21 protein-coding genes are annotated in these 19646 nt (G+C 73.2%); 4 read left to right on the top strand and 17 right to left on the bottom strand.

All coding sequences use genetic code 11. The features are described 5' to 3' along the window. Position 1 precedes the first annotated feature (1 nt). The 4 genes from ACPOLA_RS17990 to ACPOLA_RS17975 are packed head-to-tail and all read right to left on the bottom strand — an operon-like array spanning position 2 to position 4391. Positions 2-322, bottom strand: coding sequence for a hypothetical protein (locus ACPOLA_RS17990; RefSeq protein WP_435771883.1), 321 nt, complete (start codon positions 320-322; stop codon positions 2-4). Further along, entirely contained in the window at positions 319-888 is a 570-nt protein-coding gene (locus tag ACPOLA_RS17985) for a hypothetical protein (RefSeq protein ID WP_435771882.1), read from the bottom strand. The genes ACPOLA_RS17990 and ACPOLA_RS17985 overlap by 4 nt, the downstream gene beginning before the upstream one ends. 58 nt (positions 889-946) lie before the next feature. Beyond that, complete coding sequence (locus tag ACPOLA_RS17980; RefSeq protein WP_435771881.1) at positions 947-2971, bottom strand: VWA domain-containing protein; 2025 nt, start codon at positions 2969-2971, stop codon at positions 947-949. Continuing rightward, the gene (locus ACPOLA_RS17975) at positions 2964-4391 is read right to left on the bottom strand and encodes a magnesium chelatase ATPase subunit I (protein WP_435771880.1); all 1428 of its coding nucleotides are present in this window, start codon (positions 4389-4391) and stop codon (positions 2964-2966) included. The genes ACPOLA_RS17980 and ACPOLA_RS17975 overlap by 8 nt, the downstream gene beginning before the upstream one ends. Before the next feature lie 53 nt (positions 4392-4444). Between ACPOLA_RS17975 and ACPOLA_RS17970 the strand changes: the two genes are divergently transcribed. After that, positions 4445-5272, top strand: a complete 828-nt coding sequence (locus ACPOLA_RS17970; RefSeq protein WP_435771879.1) for an adenylate/guanylate cyclase domain-containing protein — start codon at positions 4445-4447, stop codon at positions 5270-5272. Between the two features lie 64 nt (positions 5273-5336). Here the strand turns inward: ACPOLA_RS17970 and ACPOLA_RS17965 are convergent, their stop codons facing one another. From ACPOLA_RS17965 to ACPOLA_RS17925, 9 genes are all read right to left on the bottom strand, one after another. Beyond that, positions 5337-6146, bottom strand: coding sequence for an enoyl-CoA hydratase (locus ACPOLA_RS17965; protein ID WP_435771878.1), 810 nt, complete (start codon positions 6144-6146; stop codon positions 5337-5339). Positions 6147-6175: 29 nt separating this feature from the next. Continuing rightward, complete coding sequence (locus ACPOLA_RS17960) at positions 6176-7366, bottom strand: lipid-transfer protein (protein ID WP_435771877.1); 1191 nt, start codon at positions 7364-7366, stop codon at positions 6176-6178. Continuing rightward, positions 7363-7815 (bottom strand): Zn-ribbon domain-containing OB-fold protein, encoded by a 453-nt coding sequence (locus tag ACPOLA_RS17955; protein ID WP_435771876.1) that lies wholly within the window; start codon positions 7813-7815, stop codon positions 7363-7365. The genes ACPOLA_RS17960 and ACPOLA_RS17955 overlap by 4 nt, the downstream gene beginning before the upstream one ends. Before the next feature lie 92 nt (positions 7816-7907). Continuing rightward, a complete protein-coding gene (locus ACPOLA_RS17950; protein ID WP_435771875.1) occupies positions 7908-8756 on the bottom strand; it encodes an esterase/lipase family protein in 849 nt (282 codons plus the stop codon). A gap of 29 nt (positions 8757-8785) precedes the next feature. Then, positions 8786-9391 (bottom strand): 2'-5' RNA ligase family protein, encoded by a 606-nt coding sequence (locus ACPOLA_RS17945; RefSeq protein ID WP_435771874.1) that lies wholly within the window; start codon positions 9389-9391, stop codon positions 8786-8788. Positions 9392-9476: 85 nt separating this feature from the next. Continuing rightward, positions 9477-11306: a VanW family protein gene (locus tag ACPOLA_RS17940; RefSeq protein WP_435771873.1), complete on the bottom strand. Its 1830-nt coding sequence runs from the start codon at positions 11304-11306 to the stop codon at positions 9477-9479. Between the two features lie 10 nt (positions 11307-11316). Then, the gene (locus ACPOLA_RS17935) at positions 11317-11682 is read right to left on the bottom strand and encodes a hypothetical protein (protein ID WP_435771872.1); all 366 of its coding nucleotides are present in this window, start codon (positions 11680-11682) and stop codon (positions 11317-11319) included. Position 11683: 1 nt separating this feature from the next. Then, complete coding sequence (mshB, locus tag ACPOLA_RS17930) at positions 11684-12607, bottom strand: N-acetyl-1-D-myo-inositol-2-amino-2-deoxy-alpha-D-glucopyranoside deacetylase (RefSeq protein ID WP_435771871.1); 924 nt, start codon at positions 12605-12607, stop codon at positions 11684-11686. Between the two features lie 57 nt (positions 12608-12664). Continuing rightward, positions 12665-12946 carry a hypothetical protein gene (locus tag ACPOLA_RS17925; RefSeq protein ID WP_435771870.1) on the bottom strand — a complete coding sequence of 94 codons (282 nt, stop codon included), beginning with the start codon at positions 12944-12946 and terminating at the stop codon, positions 12665-12667. Between the two features lie 52 nt (positions 12947-12998). Here ACPOLA_RS17925 and ACPOLA_RS17920 point away from each other — a divergent pair, with 52 nt between their 5' ends. Beyond that, entirely contained in the window at positions 12999-14039 is a 1041-nt protein-coding gene (locus tag ACPOLA_RS17920; protein ID WP_435771869.1) for a hypothetical protein, read from the top strand. Beyond that, complete coding sequence (locus tag ACPOLA_RS17915) at positions 14036-14506, top strand: nucleoside deaminase (protein ID WP_435771868.1); 471 nt, start codon at positions 14036-14038, stop codon at positions 14504-14506. Before ACPOLA_RS17920 ends, ACPOLA_RS17915 begins: the two co-directional genes overlap by 4 nt. Positions 14507-14520: 14 nt before the next feature. Here ACPOLA_RS17915 and ACPOLA_RS17910 read toward each other — a convergent pair whose 3' ends face one another. Next, positions 14521-15351 carry a thioesterase family protein gene (locus ACPOLA_RS17910; protein ID WP_435771867.1) on the bottom strand — a complete coding sequence of 277 codons (831 nt, stop codon included), beginning with the start codon at positions 15349-15351 and terminating at the stop codon, positions 14521-14523. Positions 15352-15445: 94 nt separating this feature from the next. On the opposite strand from ACPOLA_RS17910, the gene ACPOLA_RS17905 reads away from it, so the two are divergent. After that, a complete protein-coding gene (locus tag ACPOLA_RS17905) occupies positions 15446-17035 on the top strand; it encodes a cation:proton antiporter domain-containing protein (RefSeq protein ID WP_435771866.1) in 1590 nt (529 codons plus the stop codon). Between the two features lie 25 nt (positions 17036-17060). Here ACPOLA_RS17905 and ACPOLA_RS17900 read toward each other — a convergent pair whose 3' ends face one another. From ACPOLA_RS17900 to ACPOLA_RS17890, 3 genes are all read right to left on the bottom strand, one after another. Next, positions 17061-17510, bottom strand: coding sequence for a methyltransferase family protein (locus ACPOLA_RS17900; protein WP_435771865.1), 450 nt, complete (start codon positions 17508-17510; stop codon positions 17061-17063). A gap of 42 nt (positions 17511-17552) precedes the next feature. Beyond that, positions 17553-18629 carry a redox-regulated ATPase YchF gene (gene ychF, locus ACPOLA_RS17895; protein ID WP_435771864.1) on the bottom strand — a complete coding sequence of 359 codons (1077 nt, stop codon included), beginning with the start codon at positions 18627-18629 and terminating at the stop codon, positions 17553-17555. A gap of 112 nt (positions 18630-18741) precedes the next feature. Then, a partial coding sequence (locus ACPOLA_RS17890; RefSeq protein WP_435771863.1) for an HNH endonuclease signature motif containing protein occupies positions 18742-19646 on the bottom strand: 905 nt, incomplete at its 5' end.

Genomic DNA, 19646 nt, shown 5'->3' with positions numbered 1-19646 from the left:
CTCACCACTCCCGGATCTCGGCGTTGCGGTGGACCCAGGGCAGCAGGGCACGAATCCGCTCGGCCTGCTCGGCGTCGGCGAGCAGGACCTGGTGGTGGAAGAGCGCGAGGTCGTCGCTGTGGCCCTGGGCCTCGCGGGCGGCGGCCTTGATCTCGTCGACCCACGGCTCACGGAAGGCCTCCACGGCCGCGGCGACCTCCGGCGAGAAGCCGTCGGTGGACGCCTTGTGCAGACGCCGCCAGTTGCCGTCGAGCTCGTCGGCGGCGTCGTCCCACTCGGCCTTGGCCGCGCTCAGCACGCCCGGGGGCACTGCCAGGGTCACGCCCACGACGCCACCACCTCGCGCACCTCGGCGGCGACGACCTCGCGGTCGGCCGCGGAGACCGGCAGCACCGCGGAGGCCACCGTGAGGACGGTCGCGGCGGGACCGGCGACGGCCTGCACGTCGGCCAGGCCGTCGGTCGCGTCGAGCACCCGGAGGCCGTCGCGGGTGGTGGGCCGCAGCCGCCAGCCGGCGCGGCCGAGCGCTGCTGCGGCGACCCGCAGCAACTCCTCGCCGGCGTCCTGCCCGATGCCGGTCACAGCCTGCTGGACGACGAGCGCGACCCGGTCGTCGCCGGGGCCACCGTTGCCCCACCGCACCGACGGTCGCCCGGTCGCCCCGGCAGCGAGCGCGTGGGGGCGCAGCAGGTGCCAGCCCTCGACGGCGTGGTCGGCAGCGCGTCGTACGACGTCGAGCGCGGCGGGGGCCTGACGCTGGTCGACGGCGGCGGGCAGCAACACCACGTCGACGTCGGGATGCCGGCGATGCACGCGCGACCAGAACGGGTCGTCGTCGAGCACACGTGGCTCGACCTTGCGGAAGGGTCCGAGAAGTCCTGCGGTCATGACCGACGACTGCCCGGCGCCTCCGACCGGCAAACCCGGTCGAGGCGCTGTCCACAGGTCAGCCGACCCAGAACCCCCGCGAGCCGAACCAGTCGCCGTAGGAGCCCGGTCCGCCTGACGTCCGGCCTCCGCGGCGGGAGCCGAGGTACGAGCCCACCACCGCGGCGCCGAGGTCACCGGCCTCCGGGGCGATCACCGAGCCGTCGACGCGGCGCGCCATCGAGTCCACGAACCGGCCGAGGCCGGGGTCCTCGCCGAGCCGGAAGAACGTGGTCTGCGCCCCGAGCCGCCGGGCGTTGTCGAGCTCGCGGACCGCCAGGGCGATCGTCATCGGGTGCGGCGGGTAGGAGAAGTACACCTCGCCGTCGGGCTCCAGGTGCGAGGTCGGCTCACCGTCGGTGACGACCAGCAGGACGGGCTGGGCGTTGGGGTGCTTGCGGAAGTGGCGGTTGGCGAGGAGCAGGGCGTGGTGGAGGTTGGTGCCCTTGGCCCACCGCGCGTCGAGCGCGGTGAGCTGCTCGATCCGCATGGTCTCGGCGTGCCGGCCGAAGCCGATCAGCTCGAGGCTGTCGCCCCGGAACCGGGTGCCGATCAGGGTGTGCAGCGCCAGTGCGGTCTGCTTCATGGGCACCCACCGTCCGTCCATCGCCATCGAGAAGCTGGTGTCGACGCAGAGCGCCACGGCCGCCTGGGTGCGGGCCTCGGTCTCGGACACCTCGACGTCCTCGATCGACAGGATCGGTCCGCGCTCGGACGCACCGGAGCCGGAGCGGCGCAGCACGCCGTTGAGCACCGTGCGCGGGATGTCCCAGGGCTCGGTGTCGCCGAACGCCCACGGCCGGGTCGCGCCCGAGAGCTCGCCGGCGGCCCCGGCCTGGCGGAGGTCGCGCTGGCCCTGCCGGCCGGACATCTTCTGGGCGACGTCGCGCAGCAGCGCCTTGCCGAGCTGGCGCATCGCCTTGGGGGTCAGCCGCAGCTCGCCGTCGAACCCGCGCTCCATCGCGCCGGACTGACGCAGCGCGCGCTCCAGCTCCTGGAGCTTGCGGGCGTCGACGGCGGCCTGGTCGCCGAGCTGGCGGGCCAGCTTGTCGAGGTCGACGTCGTCGAGCCGGGCGCCGCCGTACGACTGCGAGAGCTGGTCGGCGAGCGCGTCGAGCTCGGCGAGGTCCTGGAGGACGCCGGTGCCGTCACCGAGCCCGAGGCTCTCCCCGCCGCCGAACCGCTCCGAGCCCGACCAGTCCTCCCCCGGACGCATCGCCATCAGGTTCTGGTCCAGGCGGCCCAGCTGCTCCATCAGCGCCGGGGAGCCGAAGGCCTGCGCCGAGAGCTCCATCAGCTCCGCGCGCTGCTCCGGCGTCATCGAGTTCAGCATCCGCTGCGCCGCGGCGGAGCGCTGCGCGAGCGCGTCGATGAGCTCGTCGACGTCCTGCGGGTTCTCCGGGAAGTGCTGACCGTGCCTGGCCATGAAGTTCGCGAAGTCCTCGGGACCGTCCTCGCCCCGGGCATGCTTCTCCAGCAGCTGGTTGAGGTCCTCGAGCATCTCCTGGATGGCCCGACGGTCGCCCTCGTCGGCGTCCTGCAGCGCCTGCTTCATGCCCTGGAAGCGCTGGTCGAGCAGCTCGCGGCCGAGCAGGTCCTTGATCTCCTCGTAGGCCCGGCGCGCGTCGGGGGACTGCCAGTCGTAGTCGGCCAGCTCGGTGACGGCCGCTGCCGGTGAGGGAGGAAGGCTCTCCAGTCGCATCTCGCGGAACGCCCGGTCGCCGTCGTCCATCAGCGCGTCGCGGGCGAGCTGCTTGCGCTCCTCGAGGACGGCCCTGTCGAGCAGCTCCTGCACCTCCTGCAGCGTGCCGTCGAGGTTGTGCCGCTGGAGCAGCTCCCGCCGTCGCTCGGCCACCTGCCGGGCGAGGTCGTCCAGCCCGGCCTGCTCCTGGCCACCGCGCCTGAGGAACTCGCGCATCGCGCGCTCCGGGCTGTAGCCCGCCATCACGTCCTCGCCGATGGCGTCGAGCGCCTCGGCGATGTCGACCGGTGGCGCGAGCGGGTCGCCGCCGGAGTACCGGGTGTACCGGCTGCCCCTAGCCATAGATCGTCTCGCCGCCGTCGGAGTCCTTGCCGATCTTGCGGGCGAGGAAGAGACCCTCGAGGGCGAGCTCGACGGCCGCGGCCCGCTCGCCGTCGGTGCGCCCCTGGGACGGGCCGTAGATCCGCTCGCAGACCTGGTCGTAGAGGTCGGACTCGCCGAGCACCGGGAGTCCGGCGAGCACGTCGCGGGCACTCACCCCCTCACCGGTGGTCACCATCGCGCCGTCCTCGATCGCCCCGACCAGCAGGGCGAAGTCGAGCCCACGGAAGCGCTCACGCACCGTCTCGGCGGTCGCCGTGCGGAGCAGGTGGGTGAGGATCTCGGCCTCGCGGCCCTCCTCGCCCGACTCGAACTCGATCTTGCCGCCCAGCACGTCGACCGCCGTCTCGAGGTCCACGACGCGGGCGACGGCCCGGTCCTCGCCGCGGAGGGTGGCCCGCCGCAGCGCCGCTGCCGCGATGGTCTCCGCCCCCGCGATGGCGAACCGCGCGGAGACGCCCGACCGCTGGTCGACGGCGCTGGACTCGCGCAGGTTGCGGGTGAACCGGGCGAGGATCTCGACGAGGAATTCGGGCACGTCGACCCGGTCGCCGAGGAGGTCGGCCTCCTGGCGGATGACCGCGACCTCGGCCTCGAGCTCGCGGGGGTAGTGGGTGCGGATCTCGGCGCCGAACCGGTCCTTGAGCGGCGTGATGATCCGGCCTCGGTTGGTGTAGTCCTCGGGGTTGGCCGAGGCGACCACGAGCACGTCGAGCGGCAGCCGCAGCACGTAGCCGCGGATCTGGATGTCGCGCTCCTCCATCACGTTGAGCATCGCCACCTGGATCCGCTCGGCGAGGTCGGGCAGCTCGTTGATCGCGACGATCCCGCGGTGGGAGCGCGGGATCAGGCCGAAGTGGATGGTCTCCGGGTCGCCGAGCGACCGGCCCTCGGCCACCTTCATCGGGTCGACGTCGCCGATCAGGTCGGCCACCGACGTGTCGGGGGTGGCGAGCTTCTCCGCGTAGCGCTCGGAGCGGTGCCGCCATGAGACCGGCAGGTCGTCGCCGAGCGACGCGGCGCGCCGCTGCGAGGCGACGGCGATCGGCTCGAAGGGGTGCTCGCTGAGCTCGGACCCCTCGATCACGGGGGTCCACTCGTCGAGCAGCCCGACCAGGGTGCGCAGCAGGCGGGTCTTGCCCTGACCGCGCTCGCCGAGGAGCACCACGTCGTGGCCGGCGATGACCGCCCGCTCGAGCTGGGGCACCACGGTGTCCTCGAAGCCGTGCAGGCCTGGCCACGGGTCCTCACCCGCCGCGAGCCGGGCGAGGAGGTTGTCGCGCAGCTCGGCCCGCAGCGGCCTCTGCACGTGGCCCGAGGCGCGGAGCTCGCCGACGGTGGCGATGGCGGGCGGGGTCTGCGGGGCGGCTGCCGTGGTCACGGTCTCACGCTACTTGCGGCCGGCAACCGCGGCGAGGGCTCTACGCTCGAGGTGTGGCAGTCGCCCTGGGTGTCCTCTGCATCGTCCTGCTCGGTGCCGTCGTGTGGCTGCATCGGCAGAGCCGCGCCCTCGCGGCCCGCCTGGTCGCGTCGCAGGAGCGGGTCGCTCAGCTGGAGTCCGACCTGGACGCCGCCCTGCGGCCGCGGCCGCCCACCACCTCGGCCGAGCGCGCCGTACGACGCGTTCTGCGCACCGCGTCGAAGGTGCGCGAGCACGGGATCACGGGCCTGGTCCAGAGCACGATCGACGGCGTGCAGTCGTGGGCCAACGAGGACGAGCGCGCCGACATCCTCAACATGGCGGCCTCCGACGGAACGGTCACCCTGTTCTTCTCCGACATCGAGAACTCCACCCAGCTCAACGACCGGCTGGGCGACCGCACCTGGGTGAAGGTGCTCGCCGCGCACGACCGGGTCCTGCGGGGCCGGATCGGCCAGTACCGCGGCCAGGTGGTGAAGACCGCGGGCGACGGGTTCATGGTGGCGTTCCGTGACGCGGAAGCGGCCTGCCGGGCGGCGCTGGACATCCAGCGCGACCTGCCCCGCGACCTGCTGCTCCGCCGGCACGGGCCGGTCCAGGTCCGGATCGGCATCCACACCGGCCAGGTCGTCGCCCGGGAGGGCGACTACTTCGGCCGCAACGTCGCCATGGCCGCGCGGGTCGCCGACCTCGCCCACGGCGGTGAAGTGCTGGCCAGCGACGCCGTGCGTGACGCGCTGGACGACGACGCCGCCGTCGAGCTCAGCGAGATGGGCACCGCGGAGCTGCGGGGCCTGCCCGGCGAGCACGTCGTGTGGCGCATCCTGCCGCCGGCCACCTGACCGGCCACCTGACCGGCCACCTGACCGGCCGCCGGACCGGCCGCCGGAGGGCTGCCGGACCGCCTCAGGCGTCCCGGGTGTCCCGGAACGCCGGTGCGCGTCCCTCCCGGCGCGCCCGGGTGGCCTCCTCGAAGTTGTCGGTCAGCAGCCGGAGGTAGAGCTGGCCGATCCCCTCGCTGTGCAGGTAGGGCTCCATCGCGGACGCGGCGGCACCGGCCTGGAGCGACTTCTTGGTGAGCTCGATCCCCGGCTGCGAGAACCCCGCGATCCGCCGGCCGACCTCCACCGCTGCGGCGACCACGTCGTCGTGGATCGCCGAGACCAGCCCCACCCGCTCCGCCTCCTCGGCGCCCATGTCGCGGCCGGTCAGCATCAGCTCCGCGGCACGGGTGGACCCGATCGCCCGCGGCAGCAGGTAGGAGAGCCCGAGCTCGCTGGCCGTGAGGCCGTTGTTGATGCCCGCCGCCCGGAAGTACGCCGGCGGCGCGGCGTACCGCAGGTCGCAGGCGAGGGCCAGGCAGAGGCCGCCGCCGATGGCCGCGCCGTTGATCGCGGCGATCACCGGCTGGTGCAGCCGGCGGATCGCGAGGACGACGTCCTCGAGCGCCTCCATCGCGCGCAGGGCGTACGTCGGCCTGGTGACCCCCGCGACGCCCGGCGGGATGCCGGCCGACTCCTGGTCCGCGCCGGAGCAGAAGCCGCGGCCGGCGCCGGTGAGCACCACCGCTCGCACGTCGTTGTCGCCGCCGACCTCCCGCAGCGCGTCGAGCAGCGGCACCATGACGTCGTAGGCCATGGCGTTCATCCGCTCGGGGCGGTTGAGGGTGAGGACCGCGACCTCGGGCGTCGGCCGCTCGGTCAGGACGAAACTCATCGGCGGCTCATCGGCGGCTCATCGACGGCTCAGACGGCCAGCAGCACGGCGGAGCCGTGGCCGAAGAGGCCCTGGTTGGCGGTGATGCCGACCCGGGCGCCCTCGACCTGGCGGCCCTCGGCCCGGCCGCGCAGCTGCCAGACCAGCTCGCAGACCTGCGCGATCGCCTGCGCGGGGACCGCCTCGCCGAAGCAGGCGAGCCCGCCGGACGGGTTGACCGGGATCCGGCCGCCGATCGTGGTCTCGCCGGCCCGCAGCAGCACCTCGGCCTCCCCCCGCTTGCAGAGCTGGAGGTCCTCGATCCAGTCGAGCTCGAGCGCGGTGGAGAGGTCGTAGACCTCCGCCACGTCGACGTCCTCGGGCCCGATGCCGGCCTCCTCGTAGGCGGCCTGCCCGATCGCCTCCTTGAACGTACGCTCGGGGACGCCGGCGACGGCGCTGGAGTCGGTGGCCAGCAGCGGCATGTCGATCACGGTGTTGGGGAAGGTCGGCGTCACCGTGGAGACCGCCTCCACCCGCACCGGGTCGGCGATCCCGTGCCTGCGGGCGTAGTCGACGCTCGTGAGGACCACGGCGGCGGCCCCGTCGGACGTGGCGCAGATGTCGAGCAGGTGCAGCGGGTCGGAGACGACCGCGGAGGACAGGACGTCCTCGACGTCGACCTCCTTGCGGTAGCGGGCGTTGGGGTTGCTCAGGCCGTGGCGCGCGTTCTTGACCTTCACCTGGGCGAAGTCCTCGCTGGTCGCGCCGTAGAGGTCCATCCGGCGTCGGGCGTAGAGCGCGAAGTAGGCGGGGTTGGTCATCCCCAGCAGGCGGAAGCGCAGCCAGTCGGGGTCGTTCCACCGCTCCCCCGCGTTGGGCGCCAGGAAGCCCTTGGGGGTGGTGTCGGCACCGACCACCAGGGCCACGTCGCACATGCCGGCGAGGATCCGGGCGCGCGCGGTGTCGATCGCCTGGGCGCCGGTCGCGCAGGCGGCGTACGACGTCGCGATCCGCGCGCCGTTCCAGCCCAGTGCCTGGGCGAAGGTGGACCCCGAGACGTAGCCGGCGTAGCCGTTGCGGACCGTCTCGCCGCCGACCACCAGGTCGACGTCGGACCAGGGGATCCCGGAGTCCGCGAGCGCGGCACGGGCCGCGTGCACGCCGTACTCGACGAAGCTGCGGCCCCACTTGCCCCACGGGTGCATGCCGACGCCGGCGACTGCGACTGCCTTGCTCATCGGCTGCCTCCGACCGGCTTCCAGCGGTAGATCGTGCGGTCGCCGGTCTCGTCGGTCTCGAGCGGCTCGACCACGAGCTCCACCTCCGCGCCCACGGCCAGGTCGTCGACGCCGTAGCCGTCGGCGACCTGCCCCAGCACGACGAGCCCCTCCGGCAGCTCGACCGCGGCGAGCGCGAACGGCTCGAACGGGTCGGTCCGCGGGACGTACGGCGGCGGGGGCTGGTACTGCGCGTTCGTGTAGGACCACACGGTCCCGCGACGCGAGAGCTCGACCGCCTCGTGCTCCTGGCCGTCGCAGGCGGGGTTGCGGCAGTAGAACGCCGCCGCGGCCGCGTCGCTGGACACCGGCGGGAAGACCACGTTGCTGCACGTGGTGCACCGGGATGCGAGGAGGTGCGGCTCCTCCCCGGTGGTGAACCAGCCGTCGACGGCGGGCGTGGAGGTCATCTCTCACCTCGAGAACTAGAACGTGTTCTCACTCTAGCGGGGAGCGCTCGGGCCCTCCAGCGCAGTCTCAGCGCAGTCTCAGCAGCGCAGTCTCAGCAGCGCGGCTGGAACGACGGCCGCGCCGGCCCGGGACGGGTGAGCGCGTCCAGGGTGATCGCGATGGCCCCGGTGTCGGAGGGGAGCAGGAGGTGCTCGGCGAGCGACAGCGGGCACTTGTCCTGGACCGTCACGTTCGTGGTGCGCGGGCCCGGGGTCAGGTGTCCCGACGTGTGCGGCACGACCACCTCGTCGTAGCGCGAGGTGATCTGGGTGTAGCTCACCGGCCCCGGCGTCTCGTCGCCCGCGTTGAGCCGGGCGAGGAACGGCGAGCCCCAGGCCTGCTGCTGGCACGAGAGGCAGATCAGCCCCGGGAGCAGGGCGGCCAGCGGGTTGTCGGCCGGGACCAGCTTGGTCCCGTGGTTGGACGGAGCCAGCCCGACGAGGTCGTCGACGTGCCGGCCGCCGCCCAGGAACTTGATGTAGTAGCGCGGCATCATCCCGCCCTGGGAGTGACCCACCATCGAGACCTTCGCGGCTCCCGTGGCGCGGCGCACGCGCGCGACGAACGCCTTGAGCTGCTCGGCCGACCTGGCCACGTCGTTGAGGCCCCGGTTGCCGTAGTCGAGCGCGTAGACGCAGAAGCCCTTGGCCTTGATCGTCTTGCCGAGCCGCTCGAGCAGGTGCCGGCGGTCGCCGATCGTCCCGTGGACGATGATCACCGGCGTCGGCCGGGCGGCGCTCGGCTTGCAGCTCCAGACGTTGACGCCGGGGATGTCACCCTCCGGCGCGGTGGGCAGCGGTGGCCAGATGGTGTCCGCCTCGGCGGCCGGCGCGACGTGGACGGCGAGGGCGAGGAGCAGGGACGTCAGCAGGGCAGCAAGCAGGGCTCGGGGGGTGCGCACACTGCTTCAACGCCGCGACGTGGCGGTCGTCACGCTCCGGCAGGCCGCTCGAGCGGCAGCTCGACCGGCAGCTCGACCGGCAGCTCGACCGGCAGGGCGAGCTCGACGAAGCCGATCTCCTCGGAGACCGCACCACCGCCGAGCCACCGGGTCCGGATCAGGGAGATGCCGGCCGCCTCCCACGCCATGCCCGACCACTCCGCCACCCGGCCCAGGAGCGAGCCGACGGTCGAGCCCGGTCGCTGCTGGCCGGTCGACGCGAGCACCAGGGCGGACCGGTAGCGACGCCGGTCGGCGTACAGGTTGACCGACTCCGCGATGCGCAGGGTGGCGCGGGCGACCCGCTCCAGCTGGGCGGTGTCGCCGCTGAGATCGACCACCACGTCACCCGAGGCGTCGAGGGCGACGCCGGAGAACCGAACGATCGGCGCCGGCTCGTCGCCGACGCGCTCGCGCAGCATGCGGGCGAGCCGGGCGACGTCGGCGCTCGAGACGTTGCCGAACCCGGCCACCGGCACGTCGAGCCGGTCGGCGCCCGCGAGCTGCACGCCCGGCAGCGCGCCGACGTGCCGGCCCAGCTGCCGCAGCTCGTCGAGCACCTCGTCCGGCGGGACGAACGCAGCCCGCAGCATCATCTCGCCACACCCCCTTGACCTGACGCCTTGCTGACCCGATCGGTCGCAGCGGCGCCAAGTAAAGGGAATCTCGGTGTGAGTCCGGTCAGCCCCCGGCTTCCGGGTCAGGACTGCGGCCGGCGTCCGCCGGGGGCGGCTCGGGCGACTTGCACACCACCGTGTCCGACGGCGTGTACGTCGTGTGGAACTTCTCGGTCTTCTCGACCTCCGACTCCCCGTGGCGCCGGAAGATGCGGGTGACGTCGACCTGGAAGCCGGACCAGCCGGTGTGCGGCTCGCAGTCGGGCGTGGTGAGCGTCCTCGTCCCGGGTGGGACGTGCGCGTAGCGCTCGGAGGTCGAGCTCTTGATGTCCCAGTGCTTCGTCGACCACATCTGCACCGTCACCGAGCCCTGGCTGTTCCAGGTGCTCGGCTTCACCCACGCCCGCACCAGCACGCCGTACGGCGTGTCGTTCTCGAAGCGCAGGTCGACCGTGGGCCACGCCACGGTGGCCTCGCGGCCGACGGGGTAGCGGTCGATGTAGAAGGAGTGCGGCTTGTGCTCGATGTCCTTGAGGCCGGCGAAGAACATCGCGTTGAACGCGGTGGTCGCGAGCTGCGACACCCCGCCGCCGAGGTCCTTGCGGAGGATCCCGTTGCTGATGATGTAGCCCTCGGTGAAGCCGTTCGCAGCCGTCCGCTCCCCCACGATGCCGTTGAGCGAGAAGACCTCGCCCGGCTTGAGCAGGGTGCCGTCGATCAGCTCGGCGGCCCGGCCGATGTTCACGTTGCGGTAGTCGGCGTGGGGGTAGTAGGTGGTGAACTCGGAGACCTTCTCCACGATCTTGAGGTCGCGCGCCTCCTGGGTGGTGAAGTCGGCCTCCTCGACCTCGGCCTCCACCTCGCCGCGGCGCTCCCCGACGGGCGCGGTGAGCAGGCCCTCGAAGACGGTGGCGACCTCGGCGGGGTCGAACCGGACGCCGGGCTTCGCCGGGATCACCTTCGGCTTGCCCTTGACGAGCCTGACGGTGGCGTCGACCGGCTCGCCGTCGGCGGTGGCGTCGTCGACGAGGGCGGCCAGCGCCTTCTCGTCGACGACCGGCACCAGCTCGCCGTCCTCGGGCTCCATGGCGAGCGCCTTGGCGTACTGCCGCGGCCGGAGCCGGACCTCGTTCTTGCCGAAGACCAGGGTGACCGCCTCGGCCATGGCCGGGTTGGCGAACTCCTCGACGGCCTCGGCGACGTCCTCGGCGTCGATCTCCGGCTCGGCCTCGACGACCGTGAGCTCGACCTCCGACTGGTCGCCGAGGTAGGCCTCGACGAGCTGGTCGCGCGCCGCGTCGCGGTCGATCGCGTCGCCGGGGACCGGGTCGACCGTGTCGACGCCGTCGGCGGTGAACTTCACCTGGCCGTTCTTCGGCGGCGTGCCCAGGCCCTCGGACAGCTCGTCGAGCTTGCCGTCGAGCCGGTCCTCGTCGACGACGACGACGGCGTCCACGTCGTCACCGCCGGTGAAGTAGTCCCAGAGCCGGCCGGGGCTCCAGCTGTCGCGACCACCGGCCGCATCCACCGAGGCGGCGTAGTCGACGGAGAGACCCACCTCGTCGGGCGTGAGCGTCGCCGTGCGGTCCTCGACGCCGTCGGCCGCGACGGAGACCTCGATGGGTTGCGAGGCCCGGTCCGCGAAGGACTCCTCCAGCTCCTCGATCGCGTCGGCGCGGGACTGCCCGCCCACGTCGACGCCGGAGATGGACGTCCCGCGGGGCACCTTGTCGCCCGCCACCGCGTAGGCCGCGGCGTAGCCGCCGCCGGCCAGCAGGACGAGCGCGACGACGACCGCCACGACGACCTTGCCGCCGGGGCGCTCGCGCTTCCCGTCGGGGTCGCCGGCGTCGGGGCCGTCGCGGCCGTCGGGGCCGTCCTCCCACAGAGTCACGGGCGCCATCCTAAGGAGACGGCGAAGCCGGCCCTGAATCCTCAGCCGTACGACGCGGCGGGCGCAGGCCGGCGAAACCACCGGCGAAGACCACGATCCCCGCGCCGAGCAGCAGGTAGCCGGCGGTGTCGCCGGCGATCAGGAAGTCGCCCTCCGGCCGCTCCGGGGTGACCACGACGAGCAGGCCCGCCCACCCCGCCGCGAAGGCGAGCCGGGCCCACCAGCCCGCGGGCAGCGCCACCAGGGCCGCCAGGGTCGCGGCGAGCCCGAGCGCCATGCCCCACCAGTAGCCGTGCAACAGCACCGTGCACGTCGCCACCACGGCGCCGAGCAGCACGGAGGGGACGGCGAGCGCCGCGCGGAGGGTCCTGCTCACCTCACTCCGCCGGGACGCCGGCGAACAGGTCGTGCTCCCAGCCGTCGTCGCCGACGTCGCCCGGGCGGCCCTTCACGAGCCGGTACTGCTCGCAGGCGAAGGCCTCGGCGCCCTGGTTGTTGGAGAGCGCGAAGAAGGGGCCGTCGGTGGTGATCTGCGTGGCATGGGCCCGCAGCGCGTCCAGCTTGTGCTCGAGGTAGTCGCTGGCGTCCACCTCGCAGGTGATGTCCTCGTCGGGGCGGAACATCGGCGGCAGCGGGCCATCGGGGTCCATGCCCTCGAACGTCGTGGTGTCGCCCTCCGCGCGGAGCCGGCGCAGGCTCTCTCGGATCCGGCTCTCGGAGATGGCCGACCAGTAGATCTTCGCGATGTCCCACGCCGGCCCCAGGTCGCGGCGGTACGACGGCGCGGCGGCCAGCTGGGCGCCGTACATCGCGACGCGGTGGGCCTGGACGTGGTCGGGGTGCCCGTAGCCGCCGAACTCGTCGTAGGTGACCAGCACCTGCGGGCGGACCTCGCGGATCACCTCGACCAGGTGGTTGGCCGCCTCGGTGAGGTCGGCGTGCCAGAACGCGTTGTCGTGGATGTCGTCGGCGGCCACCGCGTGACCGTCCTCGTGCCACTTCATGCCGGAGTCGCGGTAGGTCCCGAAGCCACCGAGGAAGCGGTGGTCGGTCACGCCGAGCGCCTCCATCGCGGCGGCGAGCTCGCCGCGGCGGTGCTCACCGAGCCGGTCCTCCCGGTCGGCGGCGAGATGCTCGAGGTCGGGGACGAGGATCTCGCCCATCTCGCCCGCGGTGCAGGTGACCAGGGTGACGCCGCGGCCCTCGGCGGCGTACTTCGCCATCGTCGCGCCCTGGCCGATCGACTCGTCGTCGGGATGGGCGTGCACGAGGAGCAGCCGGTGCGCGGGCGTTCGGGTCATGCCCTGCAGCGTAGTGATCCCGGCCATGACCCCCGGATCCCACGTCTCCCGGGCGCCTCAGTCCTCGCGCTTGATCCGCCGCGGCTGGTCCGGGAGGGGCAGCCCCACCGGCGGGACCTCCCCCGGCTGCTCGGCCTCGGCGTCGAGCCAGCCGTCGTACATGTCGACCAGCATCTCGAGCTGGATCTCGGGCGCGTCGGTGACCACGACCCAGTGGTGGTCCTCGTCGTCGTCCTCGCCGGCGAGTCGCTCGCGGACCACCTCGGCGGCGTAGCCGCCGCGGACCAGCACGAGCTCCGCCGCGCGCGCGTCGTCCTCGTCGAAGAAGATGCCCCTCACGCGTCCATCATCCCCGACGGCGGGGGCAGAGCCGTCGGCTACGGTGACCGCCGTGTCCGGACTCCACCTCAGGCGCACGGCCGAGAACGTCGCCGAGATCGACGCGCTGGCCGCGTCGCTCGCGGCGGAGGGCGGCGGCCGGGTGGGCATGGCCGGGGTGGTCCGGGACCTGCCGCTGCGGCTGCGCCGCACGTGGGCGCCCAGCCCGCGGCTGCTCGGCCGCAGGGTCACCGCGGCCTTCACCTGGGAGGCCGCGGACCGGAGGGACTCGAACTGGTGGCCGCAGGGCATCACCACGTCGGCCGACACCGGCCTGGCCGACGACCTGGGCCACGACGTCCTCGCCACGTCGTGGTACGCCAAGGACGACGCCGGGTCGCGGGTCAGCGTCGTGGACCTGGCTCGGCGGCGCTACGCCCACGTGCTGCTGGTGACCCCGACGTACGACGACGGGGTGCCGGGCCTGGCACCGCTGAAGGTGCACGCGGGCGGCATCGTGTGGCACGGGCCGTACCTCCACGTGGCCGGCACCGGACGCGGCTTCTTCAGCTGCCGCACCGACGACGTGCTGCGGGTCCCGGCCGGCTCCGCGCTCGAGACCCACGGCCACCGTTACGTGCTGCCCGTCCGGTTCGCCTACCGCGGTGCCAGCGACGAGGGCGTGGACCGGCTGCGCTTCTCCTTCCTCACCGTCGACCGTGCCGGCGACCCGCCGTCGATGGTGGTCGGCGAGTACGGCTCCGCCACCCAGACCCGGCGGATCGGGCGGTTCCCGATCGAGGCCGGCACCTGGCTCCCCCAGGCCGACGGCGAGGGGTTCGTGCGGCCGGAGGTCGACGAGCGGGGTGCCACCCGGATGCAGGGCATCTCGCTGGTCGGCGGCGACTACTACGTCACGGCGTCGTGCGGGCCGTGGACGCCGGGCACCGTGCACGTCGGTCGGCCGGGCGCGTTCCGCGCCCACCGCTGGGCGACGCCGATGGGCCCGGAGGACCTGGTCTGGTGGCCGGAGACCGGCTCCTTCTGGTCGGTCTCCGAGCACCCGCGCCGGCGCTGGATCTTCGCGATGAGGAAGGAGGGCTTCGGCCGATGACGGACGACGAACGCTGGCTCGACGAGGCGGTGCGCCTGGCGACGGCCAACGTCGCGGAGGGTGGCGGCCCCTTCGGTGCGGTGGTCGTGCGGGACGGCGTGGTGATCGGACGCGGCCAGAACCTCGTCACCCGCGAGCTCGACCCCACCGCACACGCCGAGGTCGTCGCGATCAGGGCCGCCTGCAGGGCGATCGGCGACTTCAGCCTCGCCGGGGCCGTGCTCTACGCGTCCTGCGAGCCGTGCCCGCTGTGCGTGTCGGCGTCGCTGTGGGCCCGGCTCGACCGGGTCGTCCACGCCGCCGACCGCGACGACGCGGCCCGCGGGGGCTTCGACGACCGGGTGTTCTACGAGCTGTTCGCCACGCCGCGGGAGGGCTGGCCGATGCCGGTGGTCGGCAACCGGGTCGCCGGCGCCACCGAGCCGTTCGACGCCTGGTTGGCGAAGGCCGACCGCACCCGGTACTGAGCCGTCGGCGCGCCTCAGCGCGGCAGGTAGGCCAGCTGCCGGGCCTGGGCGACCAGCCGGTCGGCGGAGTCCCAGACCTCGCAGTCCTCCTCGAACATGCCGCCGGCGACGTTGCGGGTGAGGTGCCGGACGCGCAGCCAGCCCGGTGCGGGCCGGGCGCGGACGTGGGCGGTCAGCTCGACCGTCGGCGCCCACCCGGGCCGGCCGAGGTCGAAGGTCACCGGCGGCAGCGCGTCCACCGCCAGCAGCAGCGCCAGCGGGTCGGGCTCCCGGTCGCCGGCGAGCCGGAACCAGGCCGAGAGCTCGCCGCGCCCGCTGGGCCGGCCCACCGTCCAGCCCGCCTGCTCGGGGTGGAACAGCATCTGGAACCGCTCCATCAGCGGCGCGATCCGGCGCAGCTCCTCGGGCGCCTCGGTGTTCGGCACGCAGCGGTCGCGCGGCGGGATGTCGATCGGTGTCGCGACGGTCTCGACGGCGTCCGGGAGCGCGCCGAGGTCGCCGTACGTCGCCAGGACGGTGAGCCGCACGTCGTCGCCCTGGCGCAGGTCGGCGGCCACGGTCGCCGTACGTCCGAGCCGGCGGGGCCTGACCTCGACCGTCGCGGGACCCGGCTTCGCCGGGGACAGGTAGTAGGCGCTGACGGCGATCGGGTCCGGTTGAGCCGGGAGGGCCGCCCGGATCGCGTTGCCGACGACGGCCAGCTGGTAGCCGCCGTTGAGGCCGCCGCCGACCGTCCAGGCGCCGTCCAGGTCGGCGCCGAACCGGCCCTCCCCCTCCACGGTGACGGCGATGTGCCGGTCGAACTCCGCGGTCGGCTCGCTCTGCTGGATGCTGGTGGCTGCCACGCCCCGGACGGTACCGACCCGCCGTCGGGGTGCGGGCAGCGGCCGCCGGTCGCCGGTCGACGCCTAGGATCCAGCACTCGGAAGGGGGTCCGCCATGACGACGCTCGCCGTCTACCTGCTCGCCGCGTTCGTCGCCGGGTTCGCCGCCGTCGCGCTGCGCCTGCCGCCCCTGGTCGGGTTCCTGGTCGCCGGCTTCGCGCTGGAGGCGTCGGATGTCGAGGAGCTGCCGGGCCTGGAGACGCTGGCGGACCTCGGCGTGACGCTGCTGCTGTTCGGCATCGGGCTGAAGCTCGATGCCCGCACGCTGCTGCGACGCGAGGTCTGGCTGACCACCGTCGCGCACGTGGCGTTCAGCGTGGCGATCGCCGTGGGCGGGCTCGGCCTGCTGATGGCGGTCGGCTTCAGCATGCTCGCCGACGAGAGCCTCGCCAGCCTGGCCCTGCTCGGGTTCGCGCTGTCCTTCTCCTCCACGGTCTTCGTGGTGAAGGTCCTCGAGGAGCGCAACGACGCCACGACGTCGTACGGCCAGGTCGCCATCGGCGTGCTGGTCATGCAGGACCTGATCGCGGTGCTCTTCCTCACCTCGGCCAAGGGGCACCCGCCGAGCCCCTGGGCGCTGGCCCTGGTCCTCCTCGTGCCGGCGACGTGGCTGCTGCGCCGGATGTGGAGCCGGATCGGGCACGGCGAGATGCAGGCCCTGTTCGGCGTGCTGATGGCGCTGGTGCCGGGCTACTGGCTGTTCGAGACGGTCGGGGTGAAGGGTGACCTCGGGGCGCTCGTGATGGGCGCACTGCTCGCGTCCCACCCCGCCGCCGGTGAGCTGTCGCGCTCGCTGTGGAACCTCAAGGAGCTGCTGCTCGTGGGGTTCTTCGTCTCCATCGGCCTGACCGGGACGCCGTCGTGGGAGGGGCTGGCGATCGCGGCGGCGCTGCTGCTGCTCCTCCCGCTGCAGGCGGTCGGCTACGGCGCGCTGCTGTCGCTGCTCGGCCTGCGCCACCGCAACGCGGCGCTCGCCGGCCTGGCGCTGACGAACTACTCCGAGTTCGGCCTGATCGTGGTCGCCGTCGGCGGTTCGGTCGGGTGGATCGACGGCGAGTGGCTGGTCGTGCTGGCGGTCGCGGTCGCCCTCAGCTTCCTGCTGTCGGCAGCCCTGAACCGAGCCCGCGCGCACGACCTCGCCAACTGGCTCGAGGTGCGGCTGCCCGCGCGGCCACCGCGGCGGCTGCTCCCCTCCGAGCGGCCGATCGACATCGCGGGCTCCGACGCGCTGGTCCTCGGCATGGGGCGGGTGGGGCGCACCTGCTACACCCGGCTCTGCGCGGTGGGCCTCGACGTTCTCGGGGTCGAGCACGACGCCGCACGCGCCGACGAGCTGGCCGAGCGCGGGCTCAACGTGGTGCGGGCCGACGCGACCGACCGCGCGTTCTGGCAGCGGGTGGTGCACGCCGGCGACGTCGGCCTCGCCGTGCTCGCGATGCCGTTCCACGGCTCCAACGTGGAGGCGCTCGAGCGGCTCCGCGACTGCGGGTTCACCGGCCGGGTGGCCGCCGTCGCGCAGTACGACGACGATGTCGCGGAGCTCGAGCGACTCGGCGCCGACGCCGTCTTCCACCTGTACGGCGGCGCCGGCGCGGCCCTCGCCGAGGCCGCACTCGGCGAGGACCCCACCCAGGGCGCGACCTGACGGTGCCGGCTCACACCAACGGCGCTCACAGCCAGCGGCGCGTGCTCCGGCAGTAGTCGTCGTAGTCCGCGCCGAACTTCTCCCGCAGCGCCGACTCCTCCGCCGCGATCTGCACGCGGTCGATCACCGCCACGAAGGCGAGCACCGGCAGGAACGTCCACACACCACCACGCGCCAGGGCGTGCGCCGTCAGCAGGCCCGCCATGCCGACGTACATCGGGTTGCGGGTGAACCGGAACGGCCCCTCCGCCACGATGCTGGAGGCCTGCGCCGGGTCGAGCGGGTTCACCGTCGTGCGATGCCGCCGGAACGCCGCCATCGCGCTCACGTCCAGGCCCACCGCCGCGGCCGCGACCGCACCCGCGGCCAGCTTCCGCCCACGACCCGGTCCCCCGTCCGGTCCTCGGTCCGGAGCGACGGCGTGCTGGACGACCCCCGCGACGAGGGCGATGACCGGTGGCGGAACGACAGGCACGACCCGACCGTCGTACGACGGCGGCCGGCTGTCAACCGGATGTCACACGTTGAAGCGGAACTCCACGACGTCGCCGTCCTGCATGACGTAGTCCTTGCCCTCCATCCGGACCTTGCCGGCCTCCTTGGCCTTCTGCATGGAGCCGGCGTCGACCAGGTCGTCGTAGGACACGACCTCGGCCTTGATGAAGCCCTTCTGGAAGTCGGTGTGGATCACGCCGGCCGCCTCCGGGGCGGTGGCGCCCTTGCGGATCGTCCAGGCCCGGGCCTCCTTCGGCCCCGCCGTCAGGTAGGTCTGCAGGCCGAGGGTGTCGAAGCCGACGCGGGCGAGCACGTCGAGACCGGGCTCGTCGACGCCCATCTCGGCCAGCATCGCGCGCGCCTCCTCGTCGTCGCCGAGCTCGACCAGCTCGGCCTCGAACTTGGCGTCGAGGAAGATGGCCTCGGCCGGAGCCACCAACTCCTGCATCTTGGCCTTGAGCGAGTCGTCGGCGAGCTCGTCGGCGTCGCAGTTGAAGACGTAGATGAACGGCTTGGCCGTGAGCAGCGAGAGCTCGCGGATGTGCTCGCGGTCGATCGAGGTCGCGATGATCGGCGTGCCCGCCTCGAGCGCCTCCTGCGCCTCCTTGGCAGCCGCGACGGCGGCGGCGAGCTCCTTCTTGCCGCGCGCCTCCTTCTCCAGGCGCGGGATCGCCTTCTCCACCGTCTGGAGGTCGGCGAGGATCAACTCGGTCTGGATCGTCGAGATGTCGGAGCCGGGGTCGACCCTGCCGTCGACGTGGGTGACGTCCTCGTCCCGGAACACCCTGGTCACCTGGCAGATCGCCGACGACTCGCGGATGTGGGCGAGGAACTTGTTGCCCAGCCCCTCCCCCTGCGAGGCGCCCGCCACGATGCCCGCGATGTCGACGAACTCCACCGTCGCCGGCAGGATCCGCTCGGACCCGAAGATCTCGGCGAGTACGGCGAGACGCGGGTCCGGGACGCCGACCACGCCGACGTTGGGCTCGATGGTCGCGAACGGGTAGTTCGCGGCGAGCACGTCGTTCTTGGTCAGCGCGTTGAAGAGCGTCGACTTGCCTGCGTTGGGGAGACCGACGATGCCGATGGTGAGTGCCACGGGCGGCGAGTCTACGGCGGCGGGAGGCCAGCGCCTGAATCCGTGGAACGGGCACGACGAGGCCCGGGCATGCCACTGGCCCCACCGAGGGGTGGGGTGTGGGGCGTGGTGCCTAGCCGGGGCAGGGTGGGCCGGTCTGGATGGGCCAGGGTCGGGTGTCGTGGTCGGGCGGCGGGCCGTGCACGTCGGTGTCGACGTGGACTGGTGGGTCGAGGGTGCGGGTGCCGGTGTGGTCGACGAGGAAGTGTCGCCCGTTCGGCGTGATCCACAGGTAGGTGCCGGGTTGGACGATGACGTAGCGCCAGGTGGAGAACGTCTTGGCCCGATGGTGTGCGCGGCAGGCGGGGACGAGGTTGCACGGACACGTCACCCCGCCCTGGCTGTGCGGGAGGGCGTGGTCGAGGTCGCAGCGCGACGCCCTGCGGCCGCACCAGGGGAACGCACAGTGGTGGTCGCGCAGCTCGACGTGTTGGCGGTGGCGGTCGGGGATCTCGTAGGAGTTCACCGGGATGTGTCCGGCGAGGTCGATCACCGGACGCACGACCACCGTCGTCCCAGAAGTGGCGAGCCATTCCTTGATCTGTGCGACGGTGATGGGGCGTTGCTGGTCCTCCCACCGCCCCACCGGAGCAGCACTGTCACCAGTAGCGCTGGTGATGGCGGTGTCCGAGACGTGGACGTTCAGGACGGCTCGCCGGCCGGGCGATGCGGTGGTGACCTCACCGGTGTCGGGGTCGACGGTCTCGAGGTCGAGGGTCAGGTCCGCACGGGCGAGGTCGCCGACGGCGACCGCCCGCCGCACGTCGAGGGACCCGTCGTGGCCGAGCTTGCCCAACAAGACGGCGCGGCGGTTGACGGCGGTGTCGAGGTCGGCACCGTCGGCGGCGTCGAGGACCCCGTCGACCTGCACGACGCCGTCGGTGACGTCGTCGAGGTGGACGTCGAACCGCCGGGAGTCCGACGACGCCTCACGCCGGGCCTCAGCCGCCTCGGGGTCGTAGAGGGTCATGGCCTCGT

The sequence above is a fragment of the Nocardioides proteolyticus genome (assembly GCF_051280635.3).
In the GTDB taxonomy this organism is placed as follows: domain Bacteria; phylum Actinomycetota; class Actinomycetes; order Propionibacteriales; family Nocardioidaceae; genus Nocardioides.
The sequence above is the reverse complement of the archived record's forward strand: the minus strand, read 5'-3'. Positions and strand labels throughout refer to the sequence as shown.

Excerpts from the sequence above, each read along its gene's own strand:
- ACPOLA_RS17985 (WP_435771882.1), bottom strand. The coding sequence starts at position 888 with ATGACCGCAGGACTTCTCGGACCCTTCCGCAAGGTCGAGCCACGTGTG.
- ACPOLA_RS17980 (WP_435771881.1), bottom strand. The coding sequence starts at position 2,971 with ATGGCTAGGGGCAGCCGGTACACCCGGTACTCCGGCGGCGACCCGCTC.
- ACPOLA_RS17955 (WP_435771876.1), bottom strand. The coding sequence starts at position 7,815 with ATGACCTCCACGCCCGCCGTCGACGGCTGGTTCACCACCGGGGAGGAG.
- ACPOLA_RS17915 (WP_435771868.1), top strand. The coding sequence starts at position 14,036 with ATGACGGACGACGAACGCTGGCTCGACGAGGCGGTGCGCCTGGCGACG.
- mshB (WP_435771871.1), bottom strand. The coding sequence starts at position 12,607 with ATGACCCGAACGCCCGCGCACCGGCTGCTCCTCGTGCACGCCCATCCC.
- ACPOLA_RS17905 (WP_435771866.1), top strand. The coding sequence starts at position 15,446 with ATGACGACGCTCGCCGTCTACCTGCTCGCCGCGTTCGTCGCCGGGTTC.
- ACPOLA_RS17965 (WP_435771878.1), bottom strand. The coding sequence starts at position 6,146 with ATGAGTTTCGTCCTGACCGAGCGGCCGACGCCCGAGGTCGCGGTCCTC.
- ACPOLA_RS17945 (WP_435771874.1), bottom strand. The coding sequence starts at position 9,391 with ATGATGCTGCGGGCTGCGTTCGTCCCGCCGGACGAGGTGCTCGACGAG.
- ACPOLA_RS17960 (WP_435771877.1), bottom strand. The coding sequence starts at position 7,366 with ATGAGCAAGGCAGTCGCAGTCGCCGGCGTCGGCATGCACCCGTGGGGC.